The 11979-nt window shown below is 73.9% G+C and carries 9 protein-coding genes; 5 read left to right on the forward strand and 4 right to left on the reverse strand.

What is annotated here, in order from left to right; translation table 11 throughout:
• The first annotated feature begins 11 nt into the window (after nt 1-11).
• From ACLF5H_RS02195 to ACLF5H_RS02205, 3 genes are all read left to right on the forward strand, one after another.
• Nucleotides 12-2537: a DUF6777 domain-containing protein gene (locus ACLF5H_RS02195; protein ID WP_421674380.1), complete on the forward strand. Its 2526-nt coding sequence runs from the start codon at nt 12-14 to the stop codon at nt 2535-2537.
• Between the two features lie 65 nt (nt 2538-2602).
• Entirely contained in the window at nt 2603-4672 is a 2070-nt protein-coding gene (locus ACLF5H_RS02200) for a SpoIIE family protein phosphatase (protein WP_421674381.1), read from the forward strand.
• Between the two features lie 78 nt (nt 4673-4750).
• The gene (locus ACLF5H_RS02205; protein WP_421674382.1) at nt 4751-5614 is read left to right on the forward strand and encodes an Fpg/Nei family DNA glycosylase; all 864 of its coding nucleotides are present in this window, start codon (nt 4751-4753) and stop codon (nt 5612-5614) included.
• A 20-nt stretch (nt 5615-5634) separates the two neighbouring features.
• Here ACLF5H_RS02205 and ACLF5H_RS02210 read toward each other — a convergent pair whose 3' ends face one another.
• On the reverse strand, nt 5635-6150 hold the full coding sequence (locus ACLF5H_RS02210) for a hypothetical protein (protein WP_421674383.1): 516 nt from the start codon (nt 6148-6150) through the stop codon (nt 5635-5637).
• Nucleotides 6151-6566: 416 nt separating this feature from the next.
• Here ACLF5H_RS02210 and ACLF5H_RS02215 point away from each other — a divergent pair, with 416 nt between their 5' ends.
• Nucleotides 6567-7697 carry a CapA family protein gene (locus ACLF5H_RS02215; RefSeq protein ID WP_421674384.1) on the forward strand — a complete coding sequence of 377 codons (1131 nt, stop codon included), beginning with the start codon at nt 6567-6569 and terminating at the stop codon, nt 7695-7697.
• On the opposite strand, the gene ACLF5H_RS02220 is transcribed toward ACLF5H_RS02215, so the two are convergent.
• Together ACLF5H_RS02220 and ACLF5H_RS02225 are read right to left on the reverse strand one after the other, a co-directional pair.
• The gene (locus tag ACLF5H_RS02220) at nt 7698-9119 is read right to left on the reverse strand and encodes an amino acid permease (RefSeq protein ID WP_421674385.1); all 1422 of its coding nucleotides are present in this window, start codon (nt 9117-9119) and stop codon (nt 7698-7700) included. It lies immediately after the preceding gene.
• Nucleotides 9120-9170: 51 nt separating this feature from the next.
• Nucleotides 9171-10118, reverse strand: coding sequence for a LysR family transcriptional regulator (locus ACLF5H_RS02225; RefSeq protein WP_421674386.1), 948 nt, complete (start codon nt 10116-10118; stop codon nt 9171-9173).
• Nucleotides 10119-10239: 121 nt separating this feature from the next.
• Here ACLF5H_RS02225 and ACLF5H_RS02230 point away from each other — a divergent pair, with 121 nt between their 5' ends.
• On the forward strand, nt 10240-11490 hold the full coding sequence (locus tag ACLF5H_RS02230) for an MFS transporter (protein WP_421674387.1): 1251 nt from the start codon (nt 10240-10242) through the stop codon (nt 11488-11490).
• Here ACLF5H_RS02230 and ACLF5H_RS02235 read toward each other — a convergent pair.
• A complete protein-coding gene (locus tag ACLF5H_RS02235) occupies nt 11426-11896 on the reverse strand; it encodes a universal stress protein (protein ID WP_421674388.1) in 471 nt (156 codons plus the stop codon). The genes ACLF5H_RS02230 and ACLF5H_RS02235 overlap by 65 nt on opposite strands.
• Nucleotides 11897-11979 lie beyond the last annotated feature (83 nt).

Below are 11979 nucleotides of genomic sequence, written 5' to 3' on the forward strand. Positions count from 1 at the left end.
CGGAGTGCACGGTGCGCATACCCACCGGATCCATGCTCATGGCCTGCGTGCTGCTGTCGGTGGGGCTGCTCCTCACCGGGTGTGCGGGCGCCGCCGTCAAGGAGGCCCAGCTGGGTGAGGAGGTCTTCCTCCAGCCCGCCGCCGAGCAGGGGCCCAACCCCTTCACCGCCTCCATGGCGACCGGCCCCGCCCGCACCGGCACGCCCCGGCCGACCGGCACCGGTCGCACCGCCGACGTCAGCGCGCCGCCCGCCGGTCTCGCCGTCGCCCCGCTGGCGGCGGCCCGCGCCCTGTCCGGCGGCACCCCGGGGCTCTACAGCGGCAGCGTCCGCGTCGCCGGCTGCGATGTCGAGCGGCAGATCGGCGGACTGACGGCGGACCCGGCCCGGGGGGACGCATTCGCCCATGTGGCCGGTGTCTCCCGGACGGATCTGCCCGGCTATCTGCGCGCCCTGACCCCGGTCCTGCTGCGCGCCGACACCCGCGTCACCAACCACGGCTACCGCGACGGGCAGAGCGCCGGGTACCAGGCCGTGCTCCAGGCGGGCACCGCCGTGCTGGTCGACAACCGGGGCGTGCCCCGGGTGCGCTGCGCCTGCGGGAACCCGCTGCGCCCGCCCGAGGAGGCCCGGGGCGGGGTCGGCGCGCGCGGCACCGCCTGGTCGGGCTACCGGCCGAACCAGGTCATCGTGGTGACCCCGGCGCCCCAGGCCGTCGGCAGCCTCACGCTCCTGGACGCGGGGACGAACACCTGGATAGAGCGCCGGCTCGGCCCCGACGTCCGCAACGACCACCTCGTGGCCCCGCCGGCCGTCGCCGACACCGCGCCCCCGGATCCGGGCCTCACCGGCTTCCCCCACCCGCCCCGCCCGGACACCGGTCAGCCGAGTCCCCGGGAGAGCAGGTCGAACACCGCGACGGGCGAGGTCGGGGGAGCGCTGATCGACACCGTTCGGCCAGCACGGGGAAGCGGTGCGGGCCGTGGCGAGCGCGCGGACGATCGCCGTACCCGGGCGAACGGGACCGGCACGGGGACCCGGGAACGGAGCACACGGGCCGTGAACCAGGGGGACCTCAGATCGGACACGGTGACGCACAACTCCGGGGGGAGGGCCGACACCGGGGGTCATGGAGTCGAGGGAACGAGAGGCACTGGGGGGCACACCGCCGGAGGGACGAGGGGCACCGGGGGGCACGCCGCCAGGGGAACGACGGACACCGGGACGCACGCCGCCGGGGGCAGGTCGGACACCGGTTCGCACAGCGCCGCCCTCGCCGATGGACATGGCACGCACGCGGCGGACGAGCGGCTGACTCCGGCACCGGACGCGCGCGGCACTGCGGGTACGACCGGGGAGGGGACGCGGACGGCCGATGCGTCCGGCATCCCTGCCGCGACCGGTGACTCGACGCGGGCGGCTGATGGGTCTCGTGCTCCGGCTGTGGCCGAGGATGGGGCTCGGACGCCCGATGCGTCCAGCCCCCCTGCCGCGTTTGGGGCCGCGACGCGGACGGCCGACGCATCCGCCGCTCCGGCCGCGACCGAGGTCGGGACACGGGCGGCCGATGCGTCTCGCGCTCCGGCTGTGACCGGCGACGGGGCGCGGACGCCTGACGCGTCCGCCGCTCCGGCCGCGACCGGCCACGGCACTCGGACGGTCGACCCGCCCAGCGCCCCTGCCACGACCGGCAACGCGACCCGGGCGGCCGACGTATCCGTCCCCCCGGCCGCGACCGGCCACCGTACCCAGGCGGCTGATGCGTCCAGCGCCCCTGCCGCGACCAGCCACCGTACCCAGGCGGCTGATGCGTCCAGTGCCCCTGCCACCACCGGCAACGCGACCCGGACGGCCGACGCATCCGTCCCCCCGGCCGCGACCGGCCACCGTACCCAGGCGGCTGACACGCCCAGCGCCCCTGCCGCGACCGGCCACCGTACCCAGGCGGCCGACATGTCCAGCGCCCCTGCCACGACCGGCAACGCGACGCGGACGGCCGACGCATCCGTCCCCCCTGCCGCGACCGGGGTCGGGACGCGGGCGGCCGACGCATCCGCCGCCCCTGCCGCGACCAGCCACCGTACCCACGCGGCCGACCCGCCCAGCGCCCCCGCCACGACGGGCCAGGGCATCCCGACGGCCGAAACCCACGGCACGGCCGACGACCCCGGCCGGGGGACGACCGTGACCGCCGCCTCCCCCGAGGCGCGTGCCGTACTCTCCGCCTCGGTCCGTCCCTCGGCTCCGTCGGACTCCTCGGCCCCACCGGCGGCTGCCAGGTCCACGCCCTCCGCCGCCCCCTCCCTCCTCGACCCCCTCGCCTATCCCCCCGGCACCTCCCTCTACAACACGGCTCCCTTCGGCGATTCGCTCATGCCCCAGGGTTCCGACGAGATCGGTCCGCCGAACGTCACGGACACGCCCGCCATGCCCGACCCCAGCGGCACCGACGCGTCGGTGGTTCCCGGTGACACGCCCGAACCCGGCGGCAGCGCCGGGGGAGTCGCCCCCACCCCCGCCGACGTGCCCGGCGGCTGACCGCGGGCCGGGCCGTGGGCCCCGGACCGGTCGAAGAATCCGGCGAATCCTGGCAGGGTGGGCCCATGGCTGATCGGGGAGCGAGTGCCCTGTCACTCCCGGAGGACTGGCCCGCCCACCCGGACCCGATCCTGGCGCTCAACCACATGGGCACCTTCGACTGGGACCTGGACAAGGGCCTGTTCCACATGGACGCCGAGGCGCACGAGGTCTTCGACCTGCTGCCCGAGGAGTTCGACGGACGCCCGGAATCCCTCGTCCCGCGCGTGCCGCAGCCCGAGGCGGCCCGGCTCGACGCCCTCATCGCCCAGGTCATCAAGGAGGGCGGCGAGAACTACGGCGCCTACTTCCGCATCCGCTGCCGCGACGGCACCCCGCGCTGGACCCACACCCAGGGCTATATCCGCCGCGACGAATCCGGGCGGCCCCGCCGGGTCGTCGGCATCGTGCGGGACGCCACCGAGGAGTTGGCCGACAGCACCTCCCGCAGCATGCGCGCGGCGCAGGAGCTGGCCTTTCGCCAGCAGACCAACATCGTCCAGGTCGTCTCCGCGGCCCTCGCGCACGCCCGTACCGTGCAGGACGTCATCGACGTGCTCAAGGACACCCACGGCATCCGCCGCCTGGGCGCGGCCAGCTTCGTGATGGCCCTGGTGGAGGCCGGGCGGATCCGGCTCGTCGCGGAGGCGCCGCCCGGCAGCTTCGTGCCCGCCACCCAGGTGAACCGGATCGACGAGCCGTACCCCATGAGTGAGGTCGTCCGCACGCTGAGCCCCCGCTTCGTCGAGACGCCGGAGGAGTTCGCCGAGGAGTACCCGCTCCTGTGGCCGCAGATCACCCATCTGGACATCGCCTCCGCCGCCTATCTGCCGCTGATCGCCCAGGGCCGCCCGATCGGCGCGATGGGCCTGCTCTACAGCGACCGGCGCGGCTTCTCCGACGAGGAGCGCGGCGTCCTCGTCGCGCTCGGCAGCAGCATCGCGCAGAGCCTCCAGCGGGCCATGTTCTACGAGCAGCAGAAGGACCTGGCCCAGGGCCTCCAACAGGCCATGCTGCCGCGCACCATCCCGAACGTGCCGGGCGCCGACATCGCCGTGCGCTACCGTTCGGCCGCGCTCGGCCGGGACATCGGCGGCGACTGGTACGACGTGATCCCGCTGCCCGGCGGCCGGGTCGGCGCCGTCATCGGCGACGTCCAGGGCCATGACACCCACGCGGCGGCCGTGATGGGCCAGCTGCGGATCGTGCTGCGCGCCTACGCCGCCGAGGGGCACACCCCGGCCGCCGTGATGGCCCGCGCCTCGGTCTTCCTGCACGAACTGGACACCGACCGCTTCGCCACCTGTCTGTACGCGGAGGCCGACCTGTCCACGGGGGTGGTGCAGATGGTGCGCGCCGGGCACATCGACCCGCTGACGCGCGGGCCCGACGGATGCCTGCGGGTCCAGGTGGAGGGCGGGCTGCCGCTCGGGCTCTCGGCGGAGTTCGGCGGTCTGGACTATCCCGTCTCCACCCTCGAACTCGACCCGGGCGAGACGCTGTTGCTGTGCACCGACGGGCTGGTCGAACAGCCCGGCGCCGACCTGGACGACGGCATGCGGGGGCTGGCGGAGCAGGTCTGCGCCGGGCCCGAGGACGTGGACGACCTCGCCGACCGGCTGATCCAGCTGGCCGAGGAGCGCGGCGGCGAGGACGACGTGGCCCTGCTCCTGCTGCGCCGCCGGGAGCCGGAGACGGCGCGGGCCTGCGGCCGGCTCCAGCAGCATGTGGCGCCCGGCGATCCGGAGGCCCTCACCCAGGCCCGGCACATGATCAGATCGGCGGTGCGGGCGTGGGGCGCGGGTGAGCGGGCGGACGAGATCGAGCTGGCCGCGGACGAGCTGATGACCAATGTCCTGGTGCACACCGAGGGCGCGGCGATCGTCACCCTGCGGTCCCTCGTCGGCGCCGGGCACCGGCTGCGGATCGAGGTGGAGGACTCCTCCAGCGCCCTGCCCCGGCGCCGGGACGCGGGCGAGGAGGGCGTGTCCGGGCGGGGGCTGCTGCTGGTGGACATGCTGGCCGACGACTGGGGCGTGGAGGCGCGGGGCAGCGGCAAGGCGGTGTGGTGCGAGTTCCGCCTGGGCGACGGCTGAACGGGTGACGGCCGACGGGGTGCGGGCCGACCGAGTGAGCCGGGAGGTGTTGTCGGTGGCGGGTGGCACTCTGGACGTATGCCGGAACTGCCCGAGGTGGAAGCGCTGACGGATTTCCTCACCGAGCACCTGGTCGGCCTCCGGGTGGCGCGGGTGCTGCCGGTCGCCGTCAGCGTGCTGAAGACGTACGACCCTCCCGTCACCGCCCTCGAGGGCGCCCGGGTGACCGAGGTGCGCCGGTACGGCAAGTTCCTGGACCTCGTGGCGGACAGCGGGCTGCATCTGGTGACGCATCTGGCCCGCGCCGGGTGGCTCCAGTGGCGGGACCGGCTGCCGGACGGACCGCCCAAGCCGGGCAAGGGCCCGCTCGCGCTGCGGGTGGCGCTGGAGACCGGCGAGGGCTTCGACCTCACCGAGGCCGGCACGCAGAAGCGCCTCGCGGTGTACGTGGTCGGCGATCCGGCGCAGGTGCCGGGGATCGCCCGCCTCGGCCCCGATCCGCTGGCCGCCGACTTCGACGAGCCCCGCTTCGCGGCCCTCCTGGCGGGCGAGCGACGGCAGCTCAAGGGTGCCCTGCGGGACCAGTCCCTGATCGCGGGGGTCGGCAACGCGTACAGCGACGAGATCCTGCACGCCGCGAGGATGTCCCCCTTCAAACTCGCCGCCTCCCTCACTCCGGAGGAGACCCGTCACCTCTACGACGCGCTGCGCAGCACGCTCACCGAGGCGGTCGAACGCTCCCGGGGCGTGGCCGCGGGGCGGCTGAAGTCCGAGAAGAAGAGCGGCCTGCGCGTCCACGGCCGCACCGGCGAACCCTGCCCGGTCTGCGGCGACACCATCCGCGAGGTCTCCTTCAGCGACTCCTCCCTGCAGTACTGCCCCACCTGCCAGACGGGCGGCAAGCCCCTGGCGGACCGAAGACTCTCCCGCCTGCTGAAGTGAGCGGGCCGGGCGCCCCCGCCTCAGAACAGGTGGATCGCCAAGTGCCCGAGCGGCAGCCCCAGTTGCCAGGCCGGGGTCCACACCTTCGGGCCGTCGTCCTCGTCGGCCGGGGCGTTGCCGCCCGGTACCGCGTCCAGGTCGGTGGCCAGCAGCTCGGTCTCCTCCAGCCAGCGCCAGGCGTCCTGGGCGAGGGCCAGGTCGGGGGCGGGGGAGCCGGTGGCGCGGGCCGTCAGGTCGGCCATGCGGGTGCGGACCCAGTCCTGCCACGGATGGTCGCAGGCGGTCAGTGACAGCCAGTTCTCCAGCTGGGAGACGACCCGGATGCCGGACAGCTCCCCCTCGGTGTCGGACAGGAAGACGGTCAGCGCCAGCGCGTCCCGGCCCGCCCGGAACTCGAAGGACGTCGGCGGCATCAGATCGCCGGTGCGCAGCAGCTCGTCGGCGATGTACTCGGCGTACAGCCACGCCATGGGGACGACCAGTTCACCACCGACGCCGTCCGTGCCGTCGGTGCTCTCGTGACCTGTGTGCGGCATTTCCTTCCTGCCCTTCCTCCGGTGCGTACGGGTCGCCCGATCCCCGGGACCCGTCCTCGCCCGGAACGCGGATGAGGACAGCCCATTGCCCCAACGGGGCCTACAGCAAGGCAATTTGCCAAGGTTTGACCTGGCCCCCGGTTTCATCACGGTACCGGGCGCGCTGCCGAGCGCGCGCGTCGCTTCCGCCTCACCGGTCCCGCGGTCGTACACGAGGGCAAGCGCGTCACGGTGCGGCGGCGTGAGAGTCCCCACAGCCGCCCGGCGGCCCCGTGCGGAGGCACCGGATGGGTCAATGAGAGGATCCGGCCCGTTTGGACGGAGAGTCGGCTTCATACCCATATGCCCGTCACGGCAAGGTCGGTAAATACGACAGCCGTACTGACGTGCTGACGCAGATCCCGAGGGGTGAGCCGATGATCGGACGCAGACACCAGGTGGCCCTGGCCCTGACCGTTGTCCTCACGGCGGCGGCCGCCTGCTCCCAGCAGGCCCGCCAGGACTCCGGCCGGGGCGGCGCCGCCGGGCCGCCCGCCGAGCGGCACGGCTTCACCCTCGTCGCCACCGGCGACATCCTCACCCACCCCGCCGTCCTCGAACGCGCCTCCTCCGACGCCTCCGGCGGCGGCTACGACTTCCGGCCCATGCTCTCCGGCGTCGAACCCCTTGTGCACGGCGCCGATCTGGCGCTGTGCCACCTGGAGGACGGCGCCGGGGGCGCGGCCCCGCTGTCCCCGCCGCAGCTCGCCCAGGACCTCGCCATGACCGGTTACGACGGCTGCGCCACCGCCTCCGAACACGCCCTGGACAACGGCGCCGACGGCATCCGGGGGACCCTCGACATGCTGGACGCGGCGGGTCTGAGGCATGTCGGCACCGCCCGCAGCGCGGACGAGTCCCGGCGCCCGGCCCGCTACCGCGCCGGTTCCGCCACGGTCGCGCAGCTGTCGTACACCTTCGGCACCGAGCAGCCGCTGCCGGACGGGCAGCCCTGGGCGCTCGGCCCGATCGACGCCGACCGGATCACCGCCGACGCCCGCGCCGCCCGCAGGGCCGGTGCCGACGTGGTCGTCCTCTCCCTGCACTGGGGCGCGAACGGCGACGACGCCCCCACCGAGGACCAGGCCGCCCTCGCCCGCAGGCTGACCGCCGCCGCCGACGGACGGCGCCCGGACATCGACCTGATCCTCGGCTCCCACACCCATGTCCCGCAGCCCTACGAGAAGATCAACGGCACCTGGGTGGTCTACGGCCTCGGCGACCAGATCTCCGACGAACTCGACGACGGCAACGGCTCCCGGGACCCGCGCGGCAACGAGTCCACCCTCGCCCGCTTCACCTTCGCCCCGCCCGCGCGGCCCGGCGAGCGCTGGCAGGTGACACGGGCCGAGTTCGTGCCGCAGCTGTACGACCTCGACGCGGGGCGCGTGCTCGACGTGAACCGGTCCGTCGCCCAGGGCGCCGACCTCGCCGGGGTCCGCGACCGGATCCGGGACGTGGTGCTCAGCCGGGGCGCCGCCGCCGACGGCCTGGCGATGGGGGAGTGATCAGTCCGGGTGCCGCTCGGCCAGCGCCGAACGCTTGTAGGAGTAGGTGAAATAGACGACGCAGCCGATCGCGAACCACACCGCGAACCGCACCCAGGTCTGCCACTGGAGGAACGTGATCAGCCAGATCGAGAAGACGACACCCAGCGCGGGCACGAACGGCACCCACGGCGTACGGAAGGCGCGCGGCAGGTCCGGGCGCCGCCGGCGCAGCACGATCACCGCCACGCAGACCACCACGAACGCCAGCAGGATCCCGATGTTGGTCAGCTCGGCCGCCTCCCCGATCGGCAGGAACCCGGCGATCAGCCCGGACGCCGCCCCTACGATCCAGGTCACCCGGGTCGGCACATGCCGCGTCGGGTGCGTCTTGGCGAACCAGCGGGGCAGCAGCCCGTCCCGGGACATGGAGAACCAGACACGAGTGACCCCCAACATGAACGTGAACATGACAGTCAGAATGCCGATGATGGCGCCCACCGCGATCACGTCCGCGAGCGCGTCGAGCCCGACCGACTTGAAGGCCGTACTGAACCCGCTCTCCTTGTCGATGTCCTGGTAGTTCTGCATGCCGGTCAGCACCAGACAGGCCGCCACGTACAGCACCATGGCGATCACCAGCGAGTAGATGATCGCCCTCGGCATGTGCCGCTGCGCGTCCTTGGACTCCTCGGCGGCGGTCGACATCGCGTCGTAGCCGAACACCGCGAAGAACACCGTCGCCGCGCCCGTGAAGGCGCCGCTGATCCCGTAGGGGAAGAACGGGTGGTAGTTCGCGCTGTCGATGTGGAACAGGCCCACCCCGATGACCAGCAGCACCACCAGCACCTTCACCCCGACCACGAGCGTCTCGAAGCGGGCCGCGCTGCGGATGCCGAGGGTGAGCAGCCAGGCGATCAGAAAGCAGAGCAGCACCGCGAACAGGTCCACCCGGTGCCCGGCGCCGGTGCCGGGCGCGCCCATCATCCAGTGCGGCAGCTTCGCGCCCATCTGCTCGACCAGGAAGCCGAAGTAGCCGGAGATGCCGATCGCGACCACCGCCACGATCGCCGTGTACTCCAGCAGCAGGTCCCAGCCGATGAACCAGCCCGCGAACTCGCCGAGCACCGCGTACCCGTAGGTGTACGCCGAACCCGCCTTCGGGATGAGCCCCGCGAATTCTGCGTACGACAGCGCCGCGCACGCGCTCGCCGCGCCGGCGATCAGGAAGGACACCAGCACCGCGGGCCCGGCCGTGCCGTTGGCGACCGTGCCGGCGAGGGTGAAGATACCGGCGCCGATGATGCCGCCGACGCCGATCGCGGTGAGCTGCCACAGCCCGAGGGACCGCTCAAGGCGGGGCCCCTCGCCGACCTCCGTCTCCTCGATGTGCTCGATGGGTTTGCGGCGGAGAATGCCCTCACCCGCGCGGAGTCTTGCCATACGCCTCACCTCTTCGCCGACGGCAAACGGCTGACGGCGGATCATGATGGCTCAGGGGTGCCGCGCAGGGAAGGCGCCACGCACGGCCCAGGCCGGGGTCCACGCACGCGAGGACGGACGGGCGCGGGGCCGCTCGGCGAGATGGGCGCGCAGCGCGGCGAGCCCCGGATGCGCGTTCGCCGCGTCCCACACCAGGGAGTGCGGGTAGACCGGCGTCGGGTCGACGAGCGGGATCCGCCGCAGATCGTGCCCCTGCGGCCACACCAGCCGGATGCCCTCGGCGACCAGGGTGGCCAGCGAGGCGGAGTCCGCGACCGTGTCGAGCAGCGCCTCGGAGCCGAAGTCGGGGCCCACCGAGTCGATGGTGAGCCCGAACTCGGCGGCCAGCGCCGCGTAGTAGGCGGCCCACTCGGTGCCGGCCACCAGGCCCGGCATCCAGATCCGGTGCCCGGCCAGCCCGCCCGGGGTCACCGAGCGGGCCCCGGCCAGCGGATGCCGGGGGCCGGTCAGCAGCTGCACCGGCTCGTCGAAGACCCGGGCCGCCCGCAGCCCCTCGGGCAGCCGGGTGCCGACCGCGCGGAAGGTCGCGTCGATGGTGCCCGCCCGTACGGCGGCCACGGCCGTGTCCGCGTCGAACAGGGTCACCACGTCCAGGGCGGTCTCCGGGTGCGCCCGGTGGAAGTCGCGCAGCAGCCCCGCCGGGCCGAGCCGGGCCCCGACCACATCGACGCGCAGCGCCCGCCGTCCGGGTCGTACCGAGGCCGCGGCGCGCTCCTCGGCCAGCAGCAGCTCGCGGGCGTGCGGCAGGAACGCCTGCCCGTCGATGGTCGGCCGCGCCCCCCGCGCGGTCCGGGTGAACAGCCCTACCCCCAGCTCCTTCTCCAGCGCCGCGATCCGCTTGGAGACGGCCTGCTGGGTGATGCCGAGGACGGCCGACGCCTCCTGGAACTGCCCGGTGTCCGCCACGGCGACGAAGGTGCGTACGGCCTTGAGATCCACCCCGTCATCGTAGCCACCGCCCCCCGCTGTACAACCTGTGGTTGTGGACGGCGTCGCCCCGGTTGTTTGATACGCACCCCACCTGGTGGTTTTCATGTCCCGGGTCAACGGGAGGTTGTGGATGAAGCTGGGTCGGCGGTTCGGGTGGCTGTGGGCCGCGTACACGGTCAGTACCTTCGGTACCTGGCTCGCGTTCGACGCGCTGGCACTGATCGCGGTCCTCGTGCTGCACGCGGGCGCCGCCCAGGTCTCGCTGCTCGCCTCGGTCGGCGTGGCCGTCGGCGCGGTGGCCGCCGTACCGCTCGGACCCTGGATCGAGTTCCGCCGCAAGCGGCCGGTGATGATCACCGCGGACCTGGTGCGCGGGGCCGCGCTGCTCACCCTGCCCGCCGCCTACGCGCTCGGCGCGCTCGGCTTCGGGCAGCTCCTCGTGGTCTCCGTGGTCGTCGCGGCCGCCGACATCGCCTTCACCGCCGCCTCCGGCGCCCACCTTAAGGCGCTCGTGCCGCCCGACGGCCTGCTGACCGCCGCCGGGAGGTTCGAGTCCACGACCTGGACCGCCAGCGTGCTCGGCCCCCCGGTCGGCGGCGCTCTCGTCGGGCTGCTCGGACCGGTGACCATGGTGGCCGCGGACGCCCTCAGCTATCTGCTCTCCGCGTTCGGCATCCGCGCCATCGGCCGCGCGGAGACCGTCCCCGAGCGCACCGCCGCACCCCGCGCCGGAGAACTGCTCGACGGCTGGCGGCACCTGCTGACCAGCCGCGCCCTGCGCCCGCTGTTCCTCAACGTGCTGCTGAACAACGCGCTGATCATGGCCGGCTCGCCGGTCCTCGCGGTCCTCATGCTCGGCCGCCTCGGCTTCACGCCCTGGCAGTACGGCCTCGCCTTCGCCGTGCCCTGCCTCGGCGGACTGCTCGGCTCCCGGCTGGCCCGCCCGCTCGCCACCCGGTACGGCAGGCACCGGGTGCTGCGCGCCTCGGGCGTCCTGCGCGCCTGCTGGCCGATCGGCCTCGCCTTCGTCGGGCCGGGCTGGAGCGGACTGCTGGTGGTGATGGTCGTCGAGGCCGGACTGATCACCTGCTGCGGCATCTTCAACCCGCTCGTCGTCACCGAGCGCCTGGAGATGACCCCGAACGACCGGGTGGCCCGCGTCCTGGCCGCCTGGTCGGTCACCGGCAAGGCGGTCACGGCCGCGCTCACCGCGCTGTGGGGGCTGCTCGCCGCCCTCCTCGGCGCGCGCACCGCACTCGGCCTCGCCGGAGTGCTGCTGCTCGCCACGCCGCTGCTGCTGTGGCCGCGCCCGGCCGCTACGGAACGACCGTCACCGGCCATCGTCCCGCCTTCACCAGCCGCACCGCCACCGACCCGATGATCCGGTGCCCCGCCTGCTCCGAGGCGCCCACCACCACCGCGTCCGCCGTCAGCTCCTCGGCGGCCGTCACCAGTCCGGCGTAGGGGTCGCCGCGGAAGGTGTGGAACTCCCAGCGCACCTCGAATATCCCGCGCACCCGCTCGGCCGCGTCCCGGATCTGCGCCACCAGGTCGTCGGCGATCTCGTCGGTCGTCTCCATCACCGGCGCCCCGAGCGCCGCCCCGGCGGCCAGCACCGGCTGCACGTACACCACCGCGAGCAGCGCGTGCTGCCGCCGGGCCAGACCGCCCGCGTACGCGGCGGCGCGCATCGAGGAGTCGGAGCCGTCCACGCCGACCAGGATCACCTTCGGCCCGTCCGTGCCCCGCTCGAACCGCTGCGCATGCTCTTCGTGCTGCTCCGTCACGTCCCGAGGCTATCGGAACCGTTGCTTCCTGTGGACCGCCAGGGCGCACGGAGCACGCCTCGACGCGCGCATCCCCCGCCCCC

This window comes from Streptomyces sp. LaBMicrA B280 (assembly GCF_049222185.1).
GTDB classification, from domain to species: domain Bacteria; phylum Actinomycetota; class Actinomycetes; order Streptomycetales; family Streptomycetaceae; genus Streptomyces; species Streptomyces murinus.